The sequence below is a fragment of the Dethiosulfatibacter aminovorans DSM 17477 genome (assembly GCF_900142005.1).
Taxonomy (GTDB): Bacteria; Bacillota; Clostridia; order Tissierellales; family Dethiosulfatibacteraceae; genus Dethiosulfatibacter; species Dethiosulfatibacter aminovorans.
Genome location: NZ_FQZL01000030.1, coordinates 24,194 through 48,556, shown reverse-complemented (window position 1 = coordinate 48,556; position 24,363 = coordinate 24,194). Strand labels below are relative to the sequence as shown.

At 39.2% G+C, this 24,363-nt stretch carries 21 protein-coding genes; 4 read left to right on the top strand and 17 right to left on the bottom strand.

The window, feature by feature from the left end:
• Positions 1-284 precede the first annotated feature (284 nt).
• The 8 genes from BUB05_RS15330 to BUB05_RS15295 form a co-directional block, all read right to left on the bottom strand.
• Positions 285-2,102: an aldehyde ferredoxin oxidoreductase family protein gene (locus tag BUB05_RS15330; protein ID WP_073050498.1), complete on the bottom strand. Its 1,818-nt coding sequence runs from the start codon at positions 2,100-2,102 to the stop codon at positions 285-287.
• Positions 2,103-2,303: 201 nt separating this feature from the next.
• Positions 2,304-4,202 (bottom strand): sigma-54-dependent Fis family transcriptional regulator, encoded by a 1,899-nt coding sequence (locus BUB05_RS15325; protein ID WP_073050497.1) that lies wholly within the window; start codon positions 4,200-4,202, stop codon positions 2,304-2,306.
• Positions 4,203-4,206: 4 nt separating this feature from the next.
• Complete coding sequence (locus BUB05_RS15320) at positions 4,207-5,454, bottom strand: MFS transporter (RefSeq protein ID WP_073050496.1); 1,248 nt, start codon at positions 5,452-5,454, stop codon at positions 4,207-4,209.
• Positions 5,447-8,677 (bottom strand): DEAD/DEAH box helicase, encoded by a 3,231-nt coding sequence (locus BUB05_RS15315; protein WP_175548579.1) that lies wholly within the window; start codon positions 8,675-8,677, stop codon positions 5,447-5,449. The genes BUB05_RS15320 and BUB05_RS15315 overlap by 8 nt, the downstream gene beginning before the upstream one ends.
• A 249-nt stretch (positions 8,678-8,926) precedes the next feature.
• Positions 8,927-10,081 (bottom strand): iron-containing alcohol dehydrogenase family protein, encoded by a 1,155-nt coding sequence (locus BUB05_RS15310; RefSeq protein WP_073050494.1) that lies wholly within the window; start codon positions 10,079-10,081, stop codon positions 8,927-8,929.
• A gap of 34 nt (positions 10,082-10,115) precedes the next feature.
• Positions 10,116-10,892: an MBL fold metallo-hydrolase gene (locus BUB05_RS15305; RefSeq protein ID WP_073050493.1), complete on the bottom strand. Its 777-nt coding sequence runs from the start codon at positions 10,890-10,892 to the stop codon at positions 10,116-10,118.
• Complete coding sequence (locus BUB05_RS15300; protein ID WP_073050492.1) at positions 10,885-12,330, bottom strand: MFS transporter; 1,446 nt, start codon at positions 12,328-12,330, stop codon at positions 10,885-10,887. The genes BUB05_RS15305 and BUB05_RS15300 overlap by 8 nt, the downstream gene beginning before the upstream one ends.
• Positions 12,317-13,090, bottom strand: coding sequence for a CPBP family intramembrane glutamic endopeptidase (locus tag BUB05_RS15295; RefSeq protein ID WP_073050491.1), 774 nt, complete (start codon positions 13,088-13,090; stop codon positions 12,317-12,319). Before BUB05_RS15295 ends, BUB05_RS15300 begins: the two co-directional genes overlap by 14 nt.
• Positions 13,091-13,312: 222 nt before the next feature.
• Between BUB05_RS15295 and BUB05_RS15290 the strand changes: the two genes are divergently transcribed.
• Positions 13,313-13,612, top strand: coding sequence for a hypothetical protein (locus tag BUB05_RS15290; protein WP_073050490.1), 300 nt, complete (start codon positions 13,313-13,315; stop codon positions 13,610-13,612).
• A gap of 45 nt (positions 13,613-13,657) precedes the next feature.
• Here BUB05_RS15290 and BUB05_RS15285 read toward each other — a convergent pair whose 3' ends face one another.
• On the bottom strand, positions 13,658-14,821 hold the full coding sequence (locus tag BUB05_RS15285; protein ID WP_073050489.1) for an amidohydrolase: 1,164 nt from the start codon (positions 14,819-14,821) through the stop codon (positions 13,658-13,660).
• 224 nt (positions 14,822-15,045) lie between these two features.
• Here BUB05_RS15285 and BUB05_RS15280 point away from each other — a divergent pair, with 224 nt between their 5' ends.
• Positions 15,046-16,104, top strand: a complete 1,059-nt coding sequence (locus BUB05_RS15280; RefSeq protein WP_073050488.1) for a DUF2157 domain-containing protein — start codon at positions 15,046-15,048, stop codon at positions 16,102-16,104.
• 134 nt (positions 16,105-16,238) lie between these two features.
• Here the strand turns inward: BUB05_RS15280 and BUB05_RS15275 are convergent, their stop codons facing one another.
• The 4 genes from BUB05_RS15275 to BUB05_RS15260 are packed head-to-tail and all read right to left on the bottom strand — an operon-like array spanning position 16,239 to position 19,547.
• The gene (locus BUB05_RS15275; RefSeq protein WP_073050487.1) at positions 16,239-17,150 is read right to left on the bottom strand and encodes a phosphate acyltransferase; all 912 of its coding nucleotides are present in this window, start codon (positions 17,148-17,150) and stop codon (positions 16,239-16,241) included.
• A 19-nt stretch (positions 17,151-17,169) separates the two neighbouring features.
• Positions 17,170-18,681 (bottom strand): PTS system mannose/fructose/sorbose family transporter subunit IID, encoded by a 1,512-nt coding sequence (locus tag BUB05_RS15270; RefSeq protein WP_073050486.1) that lies wholly within the window; start codon positions 18,679-18,681, stop codon positions 17,170-17,172.
• A 15-nt stretch (positions 18,682-18,696) separates the two neighbouring features.
• Positions 18,697-19,161 (bottom strand): PTS sugar transporter subunit IIB, encoded by a 465-nt coding sequence (locus BUB05_RS15265; RefSeq protein ID WP_073050485.1) that lies wholly within the window; start codon positions 19,159-19,161, stop codon positions 18,697-18,699.
• Positions 19,158-19,547, bottom strand: a complete 390-nt coding sequence (locus BUB05_RS15260) for a PTS sugar transporter subunit IIA (protein WP_073050484.1) — start codon at positions 19,545-19,547, stop codon at positions 19,158-19,160. Before BUB05_RS15260 ends, BUB05_RS15265 begins: the two co-directional genes overlap by 4 nt.
• 242 nt (positions 19,548-19,789) lie before the next feature.
• On the opposite strand from BUB05_RS15260, the gene BUB05_RS15255 reads away from it, so the two are divergent.
• The gene (locus BUB05_RS15255; protein ID WP_073050483.1) at positions 19,790-20,071 is read left to right on the top strand and encodes a cysteine-rich small domain-containing protein; all 282 of its coding nucleotides are present in this window, start codon (positions 19,790-19,792) and stop codon (positions 20,069-20,071) included.
• Between the two features lie 42 nt (positions 20,072-20,113).
• On the opposite strand, the gene amrS is transcribed toward BUB05_RS15255, so the two are convergent.
• The 3 genes from amrS to BUB05_RS15240 form a co-directional block, all read right to left on the bottom strand.
• Complete coding sequence (gene amrS / locus BUB05_RS15250) at positions 20,114-20,974, bottom strand: AmmeMemoRadiSam system radical SAM enzyme (protein ID WP_073050482.1); 861 nt, start codon at positions 20,972-20,974, stop codon at positions 20,114-20,116.
• An 8-nt stretch (positions 20,975-20,982) separates the two neighbouring features.
• Entirely contained in the window at positions 20,983-22,392 is a 1,410-nt protein-coding gene (gene amrA / locus BUB05_RS15245; RefSeq protein ID WP_073050481.1) for an AmmeMemoRadiSam system protein A, read from the bottom strand.
• Between the two features lie 334 nt (positions 22,393-22,726).
• Positions 22,727-23,233, bottom strand: a complete 507-nt coding sequence (locus BUB05_RS15240; protein WP_073050480.1) for a QueT transporter family protein — start codon at positions 23,231-23,233, stop codon at positions 22,727-22,729.
• Positions 23,234-23,579: 346 nt separating this feature from the next.
• Between BUB05_RS15240 and BUB05_RS15235 the strand changes: the two genes are divergently transcribed.
• Positions 23,580-23,813 carry a hypothetical protein gene (locus BUB05_RS15235; protein WP_073050479.1) on the top strand — a complete coding sequence of 78 codons (234 nt, stop codon included), beginning with the start codon at positions 23,580-23,582 and terminating at the stop codon, positions 23,811-23,813.
• Between the two features lie 152 nt (positions 23,814-23,965).
• On the opposite strand, the gene rpsI is transcribed toward BUB05_RS15235, so the two are convergent.
• The gene (gene rpsI / locus BUB05_RS15230) at positions 23,966-24,358 is read right to left on the bottom strand and encodes a 30S ribosomal protein S9 (protein ID WP_073050478.1); all 393 of its coding nucleotides are present in this window, start codon (positions 24,356-24,358) and stop codon (positions 23,966-23,968) included.
• Positions 24,359-24,363 lie beyond the last annotated feature (5 nt).

The following is a 24,363-nucleotide window of genomic DNA, read 5'->3' as shown; positions in this document are numbered from 1 at the left end:
GTAAGTATTGAAAGCATTAGTCCTATAAAAACGAATATAAGCATCGAATCACTACTGAACATCTTGTTGATTTTTCCTTTCACTTTTTCCTCCTTTTGTTTTATATTGTGAAACGTTATATTTTATTGCGGTACTGCTTTAGGATAGCATAAAATGAAATCGTTATCAAACATTATATTATGTATTTTTTGAAATTTAAAAATAAAATAGAACCACCCCCCGCCGGTTAGCAGACAAGAAGTGGTTCTATTCCGTATATCAATGTTTTCTATTGCATATTCTGTCTATTTCTTGGATTTTGATTTTCCTTTTCCAAGTCCAAGTGATTCAAGCTTCTCTTGAGTAGGTATTCCATTCTTGTCCCAGCCTCTTTCCTTGTAGTATTTTGGCAACATTTCTGAAAGTCTGTGAACATGGCCTTTTGATGGTCCTTCAGCGATAGGTTCTGTAAGAAGTCTCTTAGGCAGGGTATCTTCAGCTGGAGATATCCCCGCTTCAAGGTTGAACATTCTTTCAAGATTCCAGATCCTGTCTCCTGCTTCAAGGAGATCCGCTCCTGTCAGGTTGCTTCCGCATACTGCATTGTACATGTCTGCATAATCCTCGGCGCCAAGTGCAAATGAAGTGAACAAACATACTCCAAGGGAATCTATTGCTGCTGTGAGATCCTGGAATGTCTTGGCCCATTTTTCCTTATCTTCAACAGCAAATCTGTCAAGCTGTTCCGGTAGTCCAATAACCTCTGGAGAAATTAGATATCCTCTTACGTGACATCCTCCTCTGTTGGATGTAGCATAATTAAGTCCCTGTCCCTGTACGCCCCTTGGGTCGTAGGCAGGCATTTCAAGCTTTTTGACTGTCATCGAAAATTCAGGTACTCCATATCCTTCAGTCAGTCTATATGAACCGTCAGCCATCTTGTCTCCAAGCCCTTGCCTGTAGCCCATTCTTCTTACCCATTCCGCTATGTCTGTTTCATTTCCAAATTCAAGCTTCAGTCCGTCAAGTTCCTCTTCCTTGATAAATCCTCTTTCCTTAAGCTCTACTGCCGCAGCTATTGTCGCTCCTGCAGAAATTGTATCTATTCCCATTTCATTGCACCAGTAGTTGGCTTCAATAATGGCATCCATATTTCTAATGCCGCAGTCAGCACCAAAGGCCCATAAAGTTTCATATTCAGGTCCTCCAACCTTCTGATCCCCCATGTTTACAAACCTTCCACAGCCTATGGGACATCCAAAGCATGCTGTATTCTTGATCAGATGCTTTTCTTTAAGCGTTTCACCGCTGATTCCTTCCGCTCCATCAAATTGCGACTTCTGGAAATTGTCAGTAGGAAAACTTCCCAGTTCGTTCATAATGTTTACAAGAACTGCAGTTCCATAGGTTGGCAGACCTTCTCCGGTAACTCCGTTTTCCTTGATTTTTGCCAGCTGAGCATTTCTAACCTCTTTGAGCTTGTTCTTGTCTGGAACCATAAGCTTCTTGGATCCTTTTACAACTACAGCCTTCAGGTTCTTTGATCCCATTACGGCACCCACTCCAGATCTGCCTGCTGCCCTGTCCTCGTCGTTGATGATTGAAGCAATTTTTGAAAGATTTTCTCCTCCGGGTCCTATTGCCATTACCTTGCAGCCCTTTGCATGTTTTTCTTCAAGCATTTTAGTAGTCTTCGAAACTACTGTTCCCCAAAGCGCATCGGCAGGAAGCACTTCAACCTTGTCATCTTCAATGTTTACATATACGGGGTTTTCCGCCCTGTTTTCAAATATGATGACATCATATCCTGCAAATTTAAGCTCTGCTCCAAATTTACCGCCAGAGTTGGAGGAAGCAATTGTTCCTGACAGCGGTGATTTTGTAACTATCATATATCTGCCGCCTGTTGCTACGGGAGTTCCAGTCATAGGTCCTGTTACTACAAGAAGTTTGTTTTCCGGACTCAATGCATCCACCTTCGGATCTACTTCGTCCATCATTATTTTGGTACCCAGTCCTCTTCCACCGATGAATTTTTTTGCCATTTCCAAATCAAGTCTTTCCACTTTGTGTGTTCCGGTTTTCAAGTCGATTCTTAAAATCTTACCATTGTATCCAAACATAAAAAAACCTCCTATGCTTTATATAGAAGATTATTGCAATAAACATGCCAGTGAAACATTAAGTCATATTTCTGTTTAAAGTGTTGTATTTGAACACTCGCAGGCAAAGTCAAAGCTTGTACATTAATTAACAATGTTTTGTGTTTCATTATTGCGCATTGCCAATCAATGTACCCTGCTCTATTTCGTTACACCGCTCCATTATTGAGCGTTTATATCATATTTTTCCATCTTTCTGTACAATGTATTCCTGCTTATTCCCAGAACTGTGGCTGTTTTCGTTATATTTCCCTTGTATTTTTTCAAAATCTTTTCAATATGTAGTCTTTCCATGCTGTCGAGAGTGATATCATCTCCCATGGCTTCATCACCACTGTGAATAAACCCCGACTTGGAGCCAATATTCGAAGGAAGGGATTCTGTATTTATGATGAGTTCCACTATGTTTTCAAGCTCCCTTATGTTTCCCGGCCATTCATATTCCATGAGATAATTCATATATTCCTCGGGAATTACAACCTCCCTCTTGTTAAGCTTATGGGACTTTTTCTTCATGAAGTGTTCAATAAGATGCGGAATATCTCCCGCCCTCTCCTTTAGAGGAGGCAGCCTCAAGGGAAGAACGTTCAATCTATAATAAAGGTCCTTTCTGAAATTCCCCTTTTCAACCTCCTCCTTTAAATTCTTGTTTGTAGCCGCTATAATTCTTATATCTATCGGTTTCTCTTCAGAAGACCCCACTCTTCTTACAACACCTTCCTCAATGACTCTAAGAAGTCTTGTTTGCAGGTCTATGGGCATTTCGCCTATCTCATCAAGAAATATTGTACCTCCGTCGGCTATTTCAAACTTCCCGGGATGTCCTCCTTGCTTTGCTCCCGTAAAGGCTCCGCCAACATATCCAAACAATTCCGATTCTATAAGATTCTTCGGTATTGCACCACAGTTTAGGGCAACAAATGGCTCATTTCTCCTATTGCTGTAATTTTGAATGGACTGTGCAAACAATTCCTTTCCCGTTCCACTTTCACCCATAATGAGGACCGTTGATTTTGAATCCGCAATTTTCTTGGCAAATTCTATAGTCTTGACGAAGCTTTCATCCTCACCTACTATCTTGTCGAAGGTATAGACAGCCTTTGAACCCATTACCCTTGTCGCATGTTTCCTCAGCTTTTTCACATCCTTGATTACAAAAACTATTTCCATGGGTTTGCCCAATTTGTCGTTTATGGGATAGGCACTTAAATTCACTTCCATCTTGTTGACCTTAAGATTGACATATACGTCTTCCTGGAATATGCTGCCATTATTTTTGACAGTATTCCTTATTCTTTCCCAGTCCAGAATTATATCGGCAACATTTGATTTCCTGAGTTCTTCAATTTCATAACCGAACATATCGGAAGTATTCTTGTTGATAAGCTTGGGATTCCCTTCAAAATCAGCTGAAAAAATAGCTGCCTGGAAGGAGTTCATAATGGCTTCCAAATACTTGTTGTTCATGGAAAGATTTTCCGCATAGTGTCTGATCCTCATCATGCTTTCAATGGCATTTGCTGCAGCGGCCACCATTCCAAGAGTATGTGAATTCACAAGCTCCTTGTCTCCTGTCAAATCAATGCAGCCTATGATTTCATCATTGTGGTTTCTGATAGGCGCGCCGGAACAAGTCCACTGATGGAATATTTTAATATAATGCTCATCTCCTGAAACCTGCAGAGGCCTTCCCTCGTGGATACATGTACCCATACCGTTTGTACCGATATATTCCTCTCCCATGTAGGCTCCAGGGACCAACGCTGAATTGAAGGCTTTTTTCAACATCTCGCTGTTTCCTATTATGTTCAGGATGCATCCATCCACATCATTCAGTATCACTATGAAATTTGATTTTTTAACAAAATCATAGAGTTGTTCTATAAAAGGATTTGCAACATAAACAAGCTCCTGATTTTCCTTTATGAGGTCATTAAGCTCCCTGTCGTTCAGTACCTTGTTGCTTGTCACCTGATTTCTTTTTATTCCATAAGCCTTGCTTCTGTCGTTTGATTCTTTTATGAATTTTCTGCTTAAATCAGCTTCCATATTGTATTTCATGCTATCACCTTCCTGTTTTCAAAAGCCATAATCCCATGGCCAGACTGAATATCCCAACAACCACAAACAAAGTGTATATGGAAAATACATCCACTATCATTCCAAACAACGGCGCCAATACCACTACAAGAAGGGCTCTCATCTGGCTTTCCACAGAAAAGACGGTAGCCCGCTCCTCCTTGTCCATCATATCGCCGGCAGCATCTACAAAAAGAGGCCTCCTGGTATCATACAGGAGAAACACAACAGCATAGCTCAATATCAGTAAAACCTTGCTGTCAATGAGCAGGGCCCCTGAAATGGCCATGCTTAGAACTCCAAAAATCAAATAGTATATATTCATGACATATTCCGTATCAGCATTTTCAACAAGCCTGTAAACATTTCTAGACGCTATTGAATTCATGATATATATTATTCCGTAAAACATGCCCATATATAGCCTTGCAGTCTGTTCTTCACCCAGATTCAATATGACAATGGCTCCTCCCCCAAGAAGTACAATTTGTATGAGAGGCTGAATATAGTCTTTCAAGGACTTGAATATGGAGTCATATATGGATACGTTCAGTATCAGCTTCACCAAGTCAAAATCATGGACAACATCCCTTATATGCCTAATCATTAGATGGAAAAATTTCGAAATGCTTATTTCACTTTCCCTTCTCTCATTTAAATAATCGGGATAGGACTTGATGAGAAAAAAATCAACAATATATGGGATTATCGACAATAGAAAGAGCATGTTCAAATTTTCAATATTGAGGGCAAATATTATTGATAAAAACGCGGATATTGATGAGCCAAGAAGGGAGAATGATCTTGTCCGTCCATATACAAAACTCTTATGCTTGAACCAGTCCCTTCTTTCAAGATACGAATATATCATAGCCTTGTGGGTTCCTGACCTGAACGCCTCTCCCAGTCCAAAAAATACCATTCCGACAGATATTAGACCAAAACCGTTTCCAAGGAAAAAGAAAACAAAGGATGCTATGTAGAACAGAAAACATGCCATAAGTTCATTTCTCTTTCCATAGTTGTCAGCTATTATTCCTGAAGGAATCTCGAATATGTACTTGAAAGCCTCCCTTATGGAATACAGAAAACCGATCTCAAGAAAACTCAAATCCTTGCTCAAAAGATATATGAAAAGATATGGCTCAAAAAACTTAAGATTCTTGAAAAACCCGTAAAAACAGAATTTCCATATGAGCTTGTCCTCTTTAATGTCCAGATAATCCTTATTCATCCTCCACCTCAAAGAGATTTCTTATTTCATCCTCCGACATTGATGAAATCATTCCTTCTTCAATGCTTAAAACATCTTCAACCATTTTTTTCTTTATTTTTTGAAGCTCATACACCTTCTCCTCTATTGTACCTCTTGTAATGAGCTTGATTACATGCACCTTGTTTTTCTGACCTATCCTGTGCGTCCTGTCTGTTGCCTGTTCCTCAACTGCCGGATTCCACCATGGGTCGTAGTGTATTACAGTATCGGCTCCCACAAGATTCAGTCCTGTCCCTCCCGCCTTCAGTGAAATCAAAAATATATCCTTGTTTCCATCGTTGAATTCATTGACCATGTTGCTTCTGTCTATGGCCTTGGTACTTCCATCCAAAGAATAGTAGTCTATTTCCCTCGAATCCAGCTGCTCCTTTATTATTGAAAGCATGGATGTGAACTGTGAAAAGATTACAGTCCTGTGACCCGCTTCCAGAAGCTCGTCTAACAATTCATTAAGGAGGTTGAGCTTGGAACTTTCACCTTGGTAGTTTTCTATAAAGAGTGAAGGGTCGCAACATATCTGTCTCAACCTTGTAAGACCGGCGAGTATCTTGATTCTGCTCTTGTTGAACCCCCTTGTAAAATATTCATCCTCCAGTTCACTCTTGATTTTATCAAGCCATGCAAGATAGATTTTCTTCTGTTCAATATTCATCTCCACTGTTATCTTGTCTTCTATCTTGTCCGGAAGTTCCTTCAACACGTCATTTTTCATCCTTCTCATAATGAATGGTGCGATTCTTCCCTTAAGGTCCGCGAGCTTTTCTTCATCTTGGTTCTTTACTATTGGCTTTTCAAAATTCTTCCTGAATTTACTGTAACTATGCAGATATCCGGGCATTATAAAATCGAATATCGACCACAGCTCGGCAAGGGAGTTTTCTATCGGAGTACCCGTCAAAGCAAAACGCTTGACAGCCTTAACCTGTCTCACAGCTTTTGAAGTCTTGGACAAGTTGTTTTTTATATGCTGGGCTTCGTCAAGTATACAGCAGTACACCTTCATGCCCTTGTAAATGTCTGCATCATTCCTGAAGGTGGCGTATGATGTTATAATAATATCGGCATCGGTATTTTCAAGCTTTTCATCACGAAGCTTCTTGGCACCGGCAATTATTTCAGCCTTTACTCCAGGAGTGAACTTTTTTACCTCCTCATACCAGTTGTAGAGCAACGAAGTGGGTACAATGACCAGAAAACGCCTGTCTCCATCAACTTCTAGCTCAGACTTGATATATGTAAGCATCTGTACAGTCTTGCCAAGTCCCATCTCATCAGCCAGTATTCCCCCGAAATTGAAGGAAGAAAGATTTTTTATCCAGTTGAATCCAGTCATCTGGTATTCCCTTAGCTGACAATTCAATCCTTCAGGAAGTTCATAACTTTCATCTTCAGGTTCTCTTATTCTCATTATAAGTTCCTTGAACAGTATGTTTCTCTTGTAATGCTTAAGGTTAAGCTTTTCGATCTTCCCGTTGACGTAAAAAGCATTGTTGCTGCTTATTTCCACCAAGCCGTCTGAAAAGGAGTCATCACCAAGTTCAAGGTCTTGAAGTACCTCCACTATGGTATCAAAAACTTCTTCTTCAAGACTCAAAAAAGACCCGTCCTTCAGTCTGTAGTATGTTTTCTTTTCCCTTAAAGTATTCAATATGTCGGGAATTTCATCCTGTGATATGCCTTCTATTGAAAAGCCGAAATCAAAATAATTCATGTTTTCATTCATGAATGTGTTTATATGGACCGACGACTTGTCTCTGAGTGAAATAGAGTTGAAATCATCCGAATAATATACTTCAATCTTATCCGTAAGCTCGGGAAGCCCTCCCACGACGAACTTGTATACATCCTTTTCCTTCTTGATATGATAGCTGTCGTTAAGAACCTTGAAGTCAGAATTTTCCAGTATTGACATTATCTTGTTTTCAAGTTTCAAATCCCTTATCACCATGTCGTCCTTAACCGGTTCAGATTCCATACCTGTAATTGAATCAAACACATAATCTCCGTAAATATATTTAAGCTTCGCCTTAATTCCATTACCATCCTTATCCAGATACAGCTTTGGCTGACATTTCCTGCTGTATATCTTTTCCTTTAACTCCCTGTCTATTTCAATCTTGTTTGTTTCGCTTATTATTGGATAAAGATAGGACATGAAACTGTTTATCTTTTCCCTTGATATCACAAGGCTTTCCTTCTTGTTTTCAAGCTGGCTCAATACAGGTTTTAGATTGTCCCTCTGCCTGTCTGAAATCCTGTATATGGTGTCCTTGTATAGTATTGCGGAATAGTTGTCGGTCAGAATTGTGATGTTCTTCATATCCCTTACGGCAAATCTGATATAGTCTCCATAGCTTGCTATGTCAAACACAAGGTCTATATCGCCCCTGACCGTATCCGTTTTCTTGTATTTCAAATAGTCGGCCTTAAGCTCTATGCTTCCTCCATCCAGAATCTCAATAAATTTAATGAAGTTGTTGTTTGTGAGCAAAATGTTCTTTCCGCTTATGAAGTCTACATGATAGGCTGTCCAGCTGTAGTTCTTTATATAGTCGATCTCATTGACAATGTCTCCAATGAGCTCCATTACCATTGCATCCTTCCTGTCAAAATATTCATTTGCAGGATCATAGGTGAAGCTCTTCCCAAATTCGAATTCCTTGCCCTCCTTGTAAGCCTTGATGAATCCCCTTACATCCTTCAGCACGTACATCTGCTCCGTACCCAGCTTCACTGAAAGAACCATATTCTTCCTGTATTTGTCGAAATCGATGAAATACTTGACATTTATCCTCTTCTTTCCTTCCGCACTGTCCATGTCGTCGAAAAGGGTATAGTGTGAAAGTATATTGTCAAAAACATCGGTATTGTTTCTTTTACTTTTCACCTTTATATCGATTTTATCCTGGTTCTTTAAAAACAAAAATACAGCCACTATGTGCTTGCATACTCCTCCCCATGTTTCATAAGCCGGACACTCGCATTTGGAATTGACATATTTTTCATCATCCAGAAACACCTTAACCTTGTAATCCCTGGTTCCATGTACCGTGGCCTGTATTGTTTCGCTGATCTTGTTGTATTTCACATCAGAAACAAGGCCTGACTTGTAACAGTCAACCCCCTTCTCAAACACATCTATATTGTTTGCCAAATCGATAATATCTCCAATATCAAGCATTTCCATACTCCTTTTGAATTTATCCCGGTATTACTATTATATCAGAAATTAACGTTTACGTATAAAAAAAATCAAAAAAATAAAAACTCAACAACCTGCTCCCTCTTTAGCAGGTTATTGAGTTTTTATTATAATATCGTACCATTCCCTCAATCAATAAAATATATAATCAGTACTTATATATTGTACAACGTTTTCACAAGTGTTTCAAGGGCTAATTCATTATCCGGACAACGTTGTCATTCTTTTCTAATCATCGCTGTCTTCATATGCTCTAATGAATATTTTCAAGTAGTCTTCCTTCCCTATCTTTCTCGGATTGTTAAGGGATGATGCATTCCTTTCCGCCATGTTGGCAAGCATGGAAAAGTCATCCGGAGTAACTTTCAAGGATTTAATATTAGGCAGACCTATCCTTTTAGACAATATCTTTATATGCTCTATTCCCTCACTGGCCGTCATAAGGTCATTTGGTCCATATACATTCATATAGTTTGCCATTCTTGCATATTTTTCTTCAGATTTGATTACATTATATTCCATTACATAAGGAAGGAGTACCGAATTGCAGATTCCGTGAGGAGAATCATAAGTGCTTCCAAGTGCTTCAGCCATACAGTGAACAGCTCCCACATCCGTATTGACAATAGACATGCCGGCCATGAGACTTCCAATCATCATCTTGTCCCTTGCTTCCAGATCACTTCCATCATTGACTGCCGCTTCAATATATTTGGTGATATGGCTTATGGCACAAAGGGCCATAGCATCTGCAATAGGCTCGGAACGAAGGGATGTATAGCCCTCTATTGCATGTGTCAATGCATCAATACCTGATGTTGCAGTTATTTCCGGAGGAACAGTAAGAGTCAGCTCCGGATCGACTATAGCTACATCAGGTGCCAAAATAGGATTCCTTATGGAATACTTAAGCTTCTCTTCCGAATTGGTTATAACCGACCAAAAAGCAACCTCGCTGCCGGTACCTGCCGTTGTGGGAATGGCAATGAGGTTTAACTTTTTCTCGATTTCCCTTTTGCCAAACATATATTCCTTGATGTCTCCGCCTTGGGCAGCCATAACTGCAATCATCTTTGCAGCATCATTGGGGCTTCCTCCACCAAAGGCTATTATTGTATCCACTTCTTCTCTTACTGCGTATGCGGTTGCATTGGTAATATTGTAATCCTTGGGATTTTGTTCTATTCCGTCATAAATGACATAGTCATACCCCGCCAGAAGCTTTTCCAGCCGCTCAACCAGCTTTAACCGTATGAGTTTCGAGTCCGTTACAACCATAACCTTCTCAGAACCCAGTTTTTCCAGTTCTCTTGGCAACAAGGACAAATTCCCTGCACCGTAATTGATTTTCGTAGGTATTATAAATCTAAAATGATTGATCATGTTAACCTCCATATACAAGTTTATGTACTACTGGTCAATAGATATATTCCACCTTCGCACCTTCTTCTATGAATATTTCAACTTCAGGAAGCTTATCCCTGTCCTTTTCATATCTTCTAAGGGTGCTTTTTATATAGTTGCTCATGTCATCTTCTTCAAAGGGAAGATGAAACACTACCATATGATCAGGCTTGATTATTTCCCTTATTATCTTTTTTCCCTCAGGCAGATGCATGAAGGGGAAATTCATAAACGCTACATTTATTTTCTCGTCAGAAAGCATCCTTTCCAGATAATCGTAGTCAATGTTTCCGTCGCCAAGATGCAGGAACCTTATACCGTCAAGTTCTATTATATAACAGATATTGCTGCACTGAAGACTTTCATCACCCATATGCTTCGACTTGAAAAATATGATCTCACCATTTTTTATGGGATATTTCATCTTTCTTCCAAGTTCGATGTCCAGAGCTCCGCCGAGGTATTCACCTTCCTTTACAAAGGTATCAACAGCTTCTATCACACAACCCTCGTCTTTAGGATACAGCACTTCCGCATTATCATTGTTCTTTAGAAATTCCACAATGGATTTGTGACACATGTGGTCGACATGTCTGTGTGTGAAAAGCAGATAGTCTACATCATCAAAGGGCTTATACCCCCGTACTATCTTTTCAAGGGTATCTTCCTTCACCCTGCTGAATTCTACAGCCTTTTTAGTATGCAAACCATCTACTATGAGCTTCACATCTTCATGTTTTATCATAACTCCCGAATTGGCTATATAAGTAATTTCATATTTTCTAGTCATTTGTTTTCTCTATCTCCGTATCAATATCTTTTCCATTATTCATTATTTTGCTTTGAATTTCTTCAATTTTTTCCTTGTTGAGATCGTATTTGTTCATGCTGAAATATGACAGTCCAAATGCAGCCAGGCTTCCTACTGCAAGTATGACACCAAGCATTATGGTTGTAAATGTGGACTGCATTGCCAATGAAGAATCAAATCCAATTACATCAAGCAATATTCCCACTATGAAAAGCACTGCCGACTGGGTAATCTTGTATCCGAATGTTAGAGCTCCATAATAGATTCCCTCTGAACGGAAACCCTGTTCCAGCTCCTCATAGTCTATTGTATCTGCAGTCATGGAATTCGGAAGAAGAAACAAGCCTCCCGTACCGAAGCCCAATATTGCTATTACTGCAATGAGTATGAAATTGAATTTCATCACGATGATTCTCAGTAAAACAGCCATAAGAAACAACAGGCTTGCAATGCTTGAAATCTTCAAGCATTTTAGCATGACAGGCTTTTTATCCGTTTTCTTCGAAAGGACACTCCAGTATGGAAGGGACAATATGCTTATTCCGAAAAAGGTTCCCATTACCAGTGCTATTCCCTTGTTGTCCAGCCCAAATGTATAGGTGAATACGTGGAGTCCTATGCTTCCTATCAGTGCTGATGACACATTGAAAAAAAGATAGCCAAAAAACACATATATAAAATATTTGTTTTTAAATGCTCCTATGAAGGACATCCCACCTTTTTCTTTTTTAATACTTTGCAGTTTCGTGTCCGGCATGGAATTGAATCTGTATTTGTAGGTTGCCCATATGCAAAGAGATCCCGTCAATATCATAAGCAATGATGTGGCCGTACCCATGAGAGAATATCCTGCTGGATTCAACTGTCCTATGGGATATTGCTCAGTAGGCCTGAAGAATATGAGAAGTCCTGCAACCATTGGGAAGGCCAGACCAAACATAAATGCAACAGACTTGTAGCTTTGTACCGAGGTCCTTTCATCATAATCAGTGGAAAGCTCCGCTCCAAGCGCCGTATAGGGAGTGCCGTATACAGTAAGTGATGTTTTTAGCAGCAAAAGAAAAGTCAGTATCAGGCCAAGCTTTACCGCAGGTGAAAATGCAGTGCTGATATGCCATAAAAACATGTTGAACACAGAAATAAGAATGGTGCCCGCCAACATATACAGATGTCGTCTGCCCCACTTCGCAAAATTGGAAATATCCGAAATGTATCCCATGAGTGGATCCGTTATTGCATCCCAAAATACTCCTATTGCCATAATCGTTCCTATATAGCTGCCCTTTATTCCAAGTACAGCCGTTGTATAGAACAGCATATAGGCAGCAATGCATTGAAATACTATACCGAATCCCAGGTTTCCTATTCCATAGCCTGCTTTAACAAATATAGATATTTTTGAATTAGTTTTGTCCATATTCTCCTCTTGATTTTTGACCTGTCTTTATAAATACCAAAGAAACTGAGGCGGTTATAATTACAGCCAATAAATCAACTGAATAAATATATCCTGTATCAAGCTCCGTATTTAACAAAAAATATGTCCCCACAACTGAAAAACCATTGTTTATGAAATGGAGTGCTATCGCAGGAAGTATGGATTTGGTCTTGTAGACCGTGTATGCAAAGACCATTCCCAGCATAAAGGTTGGAAACAGCTTTAGCAGGCTGAAATGCATGGATGCAAACATCAGAGATGTCCACACCATCGCCTTGCAAGGCTTAAAATGTTCTAAAAACGATGAAAGAAAAAGCCCCCTGAACAGAAGTTCCTCGATAATTGCAGGAATAACCGCTATTACCAAAAGCTGATAAGTCAAAGACATGTTTGAAAACAAATAATCAAATGCCTCAAGCAATTCCGCTTCCTCAGGAAGAATCTTTACTGCAAACACCGAATAGATGCCGCTGATTATCAGTACTACAAGCCACATGCCCAAACCTATATATATGTACCTGGATGCTGCAGGTTTCCTCAACATGTATACTTCCCTTATATCCTTCTTGTCCATAATGGTCACAAGGATGCCAGGTAAAAAAAGTGTAAGAACATGTGTAAGGGGTATTCCATTTATATCAAATGCTTTGAAAAAAGCAATGCTTGTAAAATAAAAGCTTATTACTATGACCGTATATAATATCAATGATTGTTTTATGTCAAATACGCTTTTCACCATTTCAGCACCCTCTCTTATTCTTACTACTAATATTAACACAAGTTTTATTCATTATCTATCAAATATGCACAATATAAGGGAACTTTACACAAATTTTTCCGTCAAAACCAGTATAAATAATTTTTTACCCAATCTTAATGACATTTTAAGATTAATTAAAGGTTCAAATGTTAACATAAACCAAACCTTAAAATAATAAACCAAAACCCATGGATGGATTATATGTCAATTCTTATTATATCGGTAATTCTATTAGCTACAATCATAATCAACTTCTACCCTGAAAAGGTAAACAATGACAATATAATGAACGGAAGGGTGGCGCAAATCTACTCCAACGGATTTCTAATCGAATCCGAAAAAAGCAAGTCATACATGGCTTATCTTATGGACGAGACTGTTTTCAGCGGTTCAGTGAACAATAAAGTAAGCATAGGTGATACTGTTGTCATAGAGCACACAGGACAGGTGTTTGAAACTCACCTTATACAGATCTACTGTAAAAGAATCTGGAAGAACTGAAAAAACTTGAAGTAGTCAGCTTCAAGTTTTTTGCATTTTTGCCCATTAAAGGTTGTTGTATACAAGCTTTCCGTTGATGATTGTAGCCTTCACCTCATGGTCTATGCTTTTCAATGGATTCCCCTTGAATATTGCAATATCGGCGTCCTTGCCCTTTTCTATTGATCCTACCCTGTCGGCTATCCCAGCTATTTCTGCAGCATTGATGGTAATTGCCTTCCATCCGTCTTCTTCAGGAAGTCCGGACTTCACGGCAAGTCCTGCACACATGCTCAAAAACTGCAGAGGAATAACTGGAGAATCCGTCATGATTGCTATCTTTATTCCTGCGTCATTAAGAACCCTTGGCGTGTCGAATGTCATATTCTTCAGCTCGAATTTGGTTCTGCTTCCAAAAGAAGGACCCACTATTGCCGCTTTTCCATCTATTGCAAGCTCATCAGCTATGAGATGTCCCTCAGTACAGTGGTCAAGGGTTATGTCAAGGTCAAATTCCTTTGCTATCCTCAGTGCAGTGAATATGTCATCAGCTCTGTGGGCATGAGCCTTAAGAGGTATCTCCTTTTTGACTACAGGCAGCAATGCTTCAAGCTTAAGATCGAATTCAGGCTTCTCATCAGGCTCTGTAATGCTTCTTTCCTTGTCTTCAGCATATTTTTTCGCTTCAAAAAGCATCTCCCTCAGGATTGCAGCCGTAGCCATCCTTGTTGTAGGGGATTTGTGCTGGTCATCATATACCCTTTTGGGATTTTCACCAAAAGCAACTTTCATTGCTACAGGATCCTTCACAATCATATTGTCAATTCTTTTACCCCATGTCTTCATTGCAACAAAGGTTCCACCTATTACATTGGCGCTTCCAGGTCCAGATACGGCAGTTGTAACTCCACCCTCCCTGGCTTCCTGGAATGAAATATCCATGGGATTTATTGAATCTATGGCTCTTAATTGAGGGGTGACAGGTTCAACGGCTTCATTTCCATCAGCACCTTCGAAACCTATACCCTCCTCCCACATTCCAAGATGACAATGTGCATCTACAAGTCCGGGGGTTACAATAAGGCCCCGGGCATCAATTACCTGAGCATCTGCAGGTGCTTCGATTTCTTTTCCTACTGCCTTTATTATCCCTTCCTCTATGAGTATCTGGCCATTTTCAATATCTTCTCCGGCCATTGTTTTTATGTATCCATTCTTAATAAATATCATTTTTCCTCCACATAAGTCGACTGTCACTTAAGTATAACAGATTTGAAGCTGCATTAATGTTTCATTTATGTAATTAGTCATAATATTATACATTAACCAAAAGAAAATTTCACCTTTTTTCTCATTAATTAATCACTCAAATACTGAATCGTGATATAATATAAATAGGAACATATTTAACTTTCTTAATCTAAAACAAAAGAAGTAATCTAGGAGGAAGTTTCATGAAAAAGAAAATAAGCACCTTCAAACTTGACTTTCTAGAAAAAGAACTTGAATACCAAAAAGAAATGCACGTCATCAATGAAGAAACAAAAAATCAGATCCTGAATCAATATGAACAGCCTGATGAAATAAACTTCATTAAGGTTGTCATTACCGTTGGTGCAACACTTGTGGGTCTTAGCGCTCTGAGCTTTGTAACTGCTCAATGGGAATTTATGACAAATCCCATAAAACTTTCCATTCTCTTTGTGCTTTTCCTTGCATCTCTGGTCCTTTATCTTTATCTCAAGAAGCACAATCCCAAAACTTCCTATTCATTTCTATACATAAACGGTTTTCTGATAGGAGGGATACTGTCACTGGCCTACAATATTGTTGACTTGCCTTATCACCAAAGCGTAGGGCTTTTCGCCTGGTCTCTGATACTGATTTTACTGTCCATATTATTCAAGGACAAACTTATGTTCATTTTTGCCCAGGTAGTGGCAATATTCTTTGCAGTATCCGGACTTGATCAGGTCTATCTGATATTGCCCACAATTTTGATTCCCATATTTTATCTCACAAACATATATCACAAATACCCGCTCACAAGCAGTATAATAAATGTAGGAGTGATATGCGCACTGGTTCTTCAGTATTTTGTATATCTTGAAACAAATTCAGCACTGATAATAATTTCATATATGCTAATAGGCTTCTACCTCTTCTACAGAAGATTCAAGTACCACAACCTGTGGTCTGAATACATAGGCTTCATATTGGCTTCCACAATGGCTGTACTGATGACCAGCAGGGAAGCTTGGGAAAACCTCCTTGGAATAGAAGATGGTAATACCTATGCCATCGTATGGGGAACCGTTCTTGCCATTTATTTTCTGGTTATGATAAAGCACAAGTCAATGACATCCCTCTTCTTCCTGTGCGTACTCATATTCAGATTTTATTTCGACATGTTCTACGGTCTCATGCCAAGGTCCATATTCTTCTTTGTCGGAGGAGTTGTGATCCTGATGATGGGTCTGTATTTCGAAAGGAAGAGACGGCTGGAAACTTGAGCCGGCAATCCATGAAAAATAAAAAGCCGGAAATTTCAGCAATACCGCTGAAGTTTCCGGCTCTATTATTTTATTCTACAATTGTTTCACTATATCGCTTAACAATGTTTTGCTGCTGTTTAACTGCTGTTTTTCTATTCCTTGTTTGCAGAGGCTACCAGCCCTCCAAAAAGTATTGAATAATACTTTGAATCGAAGGTATCGGCTCTCGAAACGAGAACTATTGGAGCCTTTGCTCCCATAACAACTCCCGCTCCTGTTCCATTGCCAAAATATGTAATGGCTTTTCCTATTCCGTTGCCCATTTCTATATTCGGCACCAGAAGTACATCCGCATCACCTGCAACAGGACTTTCATAATTCTTGATCTCTGCAGCTTCCTTAGATACTGCAAGGTCAAGCGCCATAGGTCCCTCGACTATTACATTTTCAGGGAACTTTCCATCCTGGTACATTTCCTTGAGAAAACCGGCGTCAACTGTAGCCGGCATCTTTGGGTTCACCTTTTCCTTCGCAGCCAGACAAGCAACCTTGACAGTTTCATATTTAAGACCTTTTGCAGCTTCGACAGCATTGTTTATGAGTTGAACCTTTGTATCAAGGTCTGGATATGTAACCATTCCTCCGTCTGTCATCATAAGAAGCTTATGGTATGCTTCAATTTCGTAAAGCATCACATGACTGAGCTGTTTCCCCGTTCTCAGTCCCCAGTCCTTGTTCAGGACAGCCTTCAGAAGTATTCCTGTGTCGAGAAGTCCTTTTATGAGAAAATCTCCCTTTCCCTCACTCACCATTCTTACAGATTTTTCAGCAGCATCTTCAAATGAAGATGCCCCAATGATTTCACAGTCTCCAAAATCCAGGTTGTTCTTTTCCACATATTCAGCTATCTTTTCCTTGTCTCCTACAAGCACCGGCTCTATGAGTCCGTCACTGAATGCTTTTTCCACTGCTACCAGAACATTTTCCTCTTCTGCCGATGCAACAACAAGTTTCATTCTGTTGTTCCTGTCCACAAGTTTTTTCAAATCTTCAAGTTTCTTCATTCAATACCTCCGCTTTGTTTTATCTTATGATCAAAAAAATTATATTTAATATATATATGGATAGAACCAAAAGTCTAAGCTCTACTCCCTTCCTCAGTATATAATTGAAAATAATGAAAAGCAGTATGAGGGCTGCAGACCCACCTGTCAGACTCACTATGCCCATGTCGGACAATATGGAAAATATCGACTCTCCTGCAACCAAACCAAGCAAAACAATAAATATCTTGTGTGAATACTTGAATATCTTTATTTCATTGGGAAGGTTGACCCTTCTCAATACACCTTCTTCACCGTAGTAGAAGCCATCAAAAAATCCCTTGAGAGAAAGGAACAATACGGTTCCTATCATTACCGCAGTTGAAAAAACAAACATCGACAACTCGCCGGACACCACTCCATAGACCATTCCAAGTATTGTAATAGGCGCTATGACCGTCTGGGTTGTGAAGTCACCCATTCCCGCAACAGCTCCCATTAGACCTTTCTTGTACTCCGATATCATTTCTTCCGATATCTGTCTATCCTCAAGCATCCTGTCTTCCAGCTGCATTATATATCCATGTATGGCTGAGCCGACATTGGGCTCGGTATTGAAGAATTCAAGATGCCTCCTGATAGCTTCATCCTTTTTCTCCCTGTTTCCTCTATACAGCTTCTTGAATACAGGAATCATGCTGTGGGAAAATGCAACTCCCTGCATCATTTCAAAGCTGTAGCAGGAATGAGTGTAATTCATCCATATCATCCATGACCTGACTATTTCCTTCTTGCCAATCCTTTTAGAGTTATATTTCTCCATATCCATGGTTTTCCTTTTCTGAGCAGACAAAAGCAGGATGACTATGAGAACAAGGTATGTATCAAAATGGAAGTATACAGCTACAAGATATGCTGCTGAAAACATTATTATATTGTATTTGTACTTAAACCACAAAATGGCTGATGATGACGAAAGTATTATTAGCATTATACCCGTCGTATTGAAAACAACCTCCATCTCCGGAAACCTGCCAAGGAGCCTTGAACCAAGACTGTAAGTGAACCATGCCGTAACAAATGCCAAAGCAACACTTATGACCATAAGCAACAGCTGAGGCAAATATATATTGTTCAACTTGACGGCCTTTTCAGCATCCTTGTACATGGTTCTCCTAAGATTCTTAATGAATATTGAATTTATCGAAAGTCTGTATTTCCACAATACAAGTCCTATCATACTTATGGGAAATGACATGGATATGGCAGCTGCAGGCACAATGTCAAATTTGATCGCCGCCATTGCCGACAGAATTCCAGCCATGCAGGGATCTCCCTTCAAAGACCCTCCCGTAGATGTGAAATCAATGAACAGAAGATTTGTCAGTGCTCCGGCCATAAGACCGGCCCCTGGATCCCCCAGTGCAATACCTGTAAGCAATCCTGAAAAGATGGATCTATATAAGATGTAGTATCCCACACCAAAGGTGAAGGATGTTGAACTGCCTATGAAATATATTATGCCTAGTGTAATGTAGTTGAATAAAGTCATTACTCACCTTCCTAACTATATTTTCAAGATGTTTTTTGGTTTATCGTCAGGTATGATCTGAATATCAACTTCTACATGATGATCTGCCATCTTGACCAGCGAAGCCATCTCCTCTGTTGATACATGAATACTTTTGTATAAGCTTTTTCTGTTGTCTCCAGAGCCCATTCCACCAAGAACCACTCTCTTTATCTCAACGCCCTGATTAATGAGACTTTCAAAAACCTGAGGTGTCTTGGCAATAAGAAGTGTCCTTCCCATCACAGTTTCATAGCATTTAATGAAATTGTCCACTGATGTAATTCGTGCATCAATAGTATTTGGTGCTGCTGTCAATGTAACCTTCTTCAAAAAAGGATTGTTGTCAAGCTCATCATCTATCACTATAACGGCGTCTACCTCGAGATGTGGTATCCACTTCACCACAACCTGTCCATGAAGCAGCCTGTCATCAATTCTCGCCAGTATTATCTCTCTCATTCTTCCTCCTGTAAATGTCCCATTTCCTTGTTTACAAATACCAGTGTGTTCTTTGAAGCTTCAACAAGCTCATCAATGTCCACTTCATCCTTCATGAAGTAATCAAGAAGCATAGGCATGTTTACGCCTGTCACGAGATGAAAATATCTGTTCTGCAGTACGTCTACAGACACATTGAAAGGTGTCCCTCCGTACATGTCTGTAAACACCATGACTTGCTCAGCACCCTTCATGGCTTCCAGCAATCTCTTCTTCAGCTCTTCAGGGCTGTCTCCCGGCTTCAGCGAAATTGCACATGCATCCTCCAGCTTCCCAACTATCATTTCTACGCTTTTCAACAATTCCTTGCCAAAATCTCCGTGGGTCATTATTATTGTCTTTTTCATTTTCCTATCCTCTTATTCTACTAAACTGTCAAATAGTTGATATCATATTATTATAACACAATTGTTCATCTAATAGAATAATACAAACGCCTTCATAATTAAACCCTTTTCTGAAATTTTTGTATTAAATATTATTTATGACTTATTTTTCAGTAAAACCATGGATGTTTCAGGTTTTTTCTGATATATTGGTTAAGTGCAATATAAAAGCATAATTCAATTGTTTAATAAAGGAGACCATTATGGGAAAACATAGAAGAGATTTCGAAACGGAAAACTTCAAGTTCGTGCAAAACAGAGCCTGTGAATACTTCCCCTGTCACAAGGGAGTTCCAGAAGACAAGTTCAACTGCCTGTTCTGCTTCTGCCCCCTTTATATGCTGAAGGACGAATGCGGCGGCAACTATGAGGTAAAAAACGACATAAAGGACTGTACAAACTGTGCTATTCCCCATTCACCTGGCGGATATGACTATATAATGAGCAAGATGGACGAGGTAATAAAGAGAGGCAGCGATTTCTAATCGCTGCCTCTCTGTCTTCACAATCTTTATTCACCGCACCTTTCAACTAATTCCCGGCACATTCCCAATATAAACATGCTTGAGATACTTTTTTGCCCGTTTCTTAGCCTTCAGAAGTGTCTCCACCTTCGTTGGAGGATTATTCATCTTGTAGGCAGGATAATATCTGGACAGGTGAAGGACTATTTCACTATCCAGGGATCCAAGCCACTTGAAAAGGTCTTCAAGATCGTCAATATCATCATTTTCACCTTCTACAACAAGAGTTGTAACTTCAAGATGGGAATTGCTGGCATGAATTGTTCTTATTGTTTCCATTACAGGCTCAAGCCTTCCTCCGCAAATGCTTCGGTAATATTCGTCAGAAAACGACTTCAAATCCACATTGAATGCATCCATATACTTTAAAAGCTCCTTGAGAGGCTTTGGGTTTATGAATCCGTTTGTTACACAAACAGTCTTCAGACCATAGGATTTGGCCAACATGGCCGTATCTATCATATATTCGTACCATACCGTAGGCTCATTGTATGTAAAGGCAATCGAATCAAGGCCTTCATTCATTGTTATTTCAACAAGCCTCTCATGGGAGAGAAACACGCTTCTTGGATTCTCATCAAGAGATATTTCATGATTCTGACAAAACTTGCAGCTGAAATTGCATCCACTGCTGCCAAAGGACATAATTTTGGTACCTGGCATGAAATGATACAGAGGTTTCTTCTCTATGGGATCTATGGCATAAGAAGTAACTATTCCATAATTGAGGGTATAGAGAACATTGTTGATATTCTTTCTCTGTCTGCATATACCCTTCTTGTTTATGGGAATCAGGCAATAATGGGGACAGAGGGTACACCTTATTCCCTTTTCTTCCAGTTCCCAGAATCTGGCTTTTTCCATACTTCCTCCTAATGGTGCCTGGTTACTTTGAATCTTTCCATTTCGTATTCTTCCCACTGATTAATACCTGCCTTGCTGAGAGCAATCCGCAGTTGTTCATCCACATCATCTATCCCCTCCAGATTAGGAAGCAATAGGCCCTTCTTTCTTCCGCTGGTAACTATCACTCCATAGTTGTATGGATCCAGCATGGTCTTTGAATGTATTTTTTCAGCCGGCGACAGAATATCCACGGAATATACAAGGTCTTCAAGCTCATCCTCTTCAACGGGGTTGAATCTTGGATCATATATGCCGGCACTTATGGCATTGTTTATTATTTCTTCAGCTATGCTTCCCTTGGTGGGATTTATTGTGCCTATGCATCCTCTAAGGTTTCCATCCTTCTTAATGGATACGAAGGCCCCTGCCCTGTTATGAAGAAGTTCCTCGTCCAGTTTTTCCTCGTTCGGTTTTATTGTCCTGTTTTCATGAAGATAGGTTTCCAAAGTCTTCCTTGCAAGTCTTACATAACCGTCCTCCTCATCCCTTATCTTTCTTAGCCAGGATTTGTTTTCTCTTGATATATCATCAAATATCCTGTATTCCTCAGATTCTCCCTTGACCTTCAATTCCGCACATCCGTATCCTACACCAAAGGGACCTTCATAGGACAACACCCTGTTTTCAGTTTCAAGACCGTCCAGTACACCCATAAGAATCTGCAGGGACCTGAGTCCGCATTCTCCCGCTTCGTCGGCATAGGTTTCGTCAACAGACATTATTCCAAGTCTGTTGTTATTTCCAATATATTCCATTATATTCTTGTCAAAGCCCTTTCCCTTTGGAGAGTATCCTGCAGGAGCTCCCTGAATCAATTTGTGGGACAGGTCGCCGCTTGCTATGACAACGGCTCTTATACCAAGCTCATTCACTGTATCCTTTACTATCTTCCCAAATTTGTACAGTTCCTCATTGGACAATATCCCATATGTTATGTGTACAAGCTTGAAATCATTGTAGTGACTGATGACGAAATGAAGAGGCACCATTGTACCGTGGTCAATCCTTGAATCAAGCATGTAGTCCTTCTTCAATTCCTCGTCCACCCTTATAGCCGAAACATTTTTCTTCTCTGAATTATCAACAATCCTGTTGGCAAGTTCAAAATTATTGTCAAAATTCATCTTTATGTCCCTGTAGCCAAAAGACCCAAAGTCTCCTCTCAGATTCCTGTCACAGTTCACAGTGACAGCATCCCTGAAAAGATTGCCATGGGGCGTTATGACGATTATTGTGTCAGGTGCAAGACTTTTAACATCAAGTCCTATATCATTCATAGAGTCAATTGTATTCTGAATCTTTCTTTCCTCTCCCCTGCCAATTTCGGGAATGATAAGAGGCGGATGGGGCATGAGGTAGCCGCTTAAAATACTCATAAATACTCCCTCCTAGTCTTTATATCATAACTTTAGTTGAATTGATTCATGTGTTGTTTGATATATAAACTGTTCAATTATATATCAAATGTTATATGAATCAGTACGAAACTTGTTATGAGATAAAACTACATTAATTTTCTTTTTTACTAAAATATCGTATTTATCTCAACTCATAAATATATATTTATTATATCATTTTTATCGATAAATTTGAATTGATATGGATAAATCATTTGAATCAAAATAAAAAACATCGTGATATCAGTAAAGGCTTGACCTTTCGAAACTGATGCACGATGTTTTATCCCAGCATGGGTAAGGTAAATACAAATTATCGAATCGTCATCATTTCAACAAATTTCTTGTTTGAAATGATTGCGTTGAAAATCAGAACGCCAACGATTGAGACAACTACCACTTCTCCTGCAGCCACATAAACCATTGAAGCCAAAAGCGGAAGCTGGAACAGATAGTTAAGCTCTATACCTATTATTACGCCGTTTGCCACTGCAGGCCAAAGGCTCGCCACAAACAACGACTTCACATTGAATCCAAGACTCTTTCTAGTCTGTACAATGAGCATGATGGCGATGAATGTTGCCGTTGTTCCGAATAGTACATCCATTATTCCAAGGGGACTGAACATGTTTGCTATTGCACATCCAAGGGTAAGTCCTATTGAATACATTGGATCAAGAAATGCAAACAGTACAAGGATTTCAGAAATCCTAAACTGAACCTGACCGTAGCTTACTGGCTCAAACGCCAGAGTAACTGCGACATACAAAGCTGCCAGCATTGCGCTCCTAACCAAAGATTCCGTTGTAAATTTTCTCATAAAAAAACTCCTTGACATAAGATTATGTTTCCGGAGTACCTACCTGTAAATAAATATAAATATTCATTACTTGTTTTTTTAAGTGGGTACCAAGAAAACACTCTATTGATTTGTGTCCTTTTAAAGACTGAAAAATTATATCAGTTTTAATGATTCCACGCAAGATGTTTTACATGATTTATTTTATTTAACATCAAAATATGGAATTTTACATACCAATCAAAAGTATTTAAAGCTTATTCCTTGATATCCATCGTTTTTCTACTTTTCTATTGACTTTATTAGTTTTAAGAGTATAATGATTTTTGAAGTATAAATCAAATAAGAATTTGTATAGGAGTACATAATGAAATCAATTACAACAATGTTGATAATCGCAATATTATTATTCACATTATCAGCATACGCCGAAACCGAAACGGATACTGAAAGATTCGATATGGGCATTGATAATATATTTAAAATCGATGATACAGAAAAACCTTTCAACAAATCATTGATGGAACGTGTTGAAATGAAAGGATATGCAACAAGTCCTCTCAAACTTTACACTGGAATTGACACTAATGAGTATCTTTAAACTGGATACAACAATATAACCATAGAAAAATCAAAAATCTAATCAATGATTCCGAGCCATAGTTTTTAAAACTATGGCTTTTTCATATCTTAACTTTACATAGTAAAAATCCCCCAAACCATAAGGTCTGAGGGATTGAAAAATCTCTGAGATTATCTCTTTGAGAACTGTGGTGCTCTTCTTGCTTTCTTGAGTCCTGGCTTCTTTCTTTCAACCATTCTTGAGTCTCTAGTAAGGAATCCAGCTTTCTTAAGTATAGGTCTAAGATCAACATCAGCTTGAAGCAATGCTCTTGAGATACCGTGTCTTACTGCACCAGCTTGTCCAGTGTATCCGCCACCTGCTACTGTACAGTTAATGTCATACTTGTCAAGTGAATCTGTTATCATAAGAGGCTCTTTAACTATTGTCTTCAGTGTTTCATAATCGAAATAGTTGTCGATGTCTCTCTTGTTTATAGTGATTTTACCGTTACCAGGAGTCATAAACACTCTTGCAACAGCTTTCTTTCTTCTTCCAGTTCCGTAAAATTGAGCTTTCATCATATCCT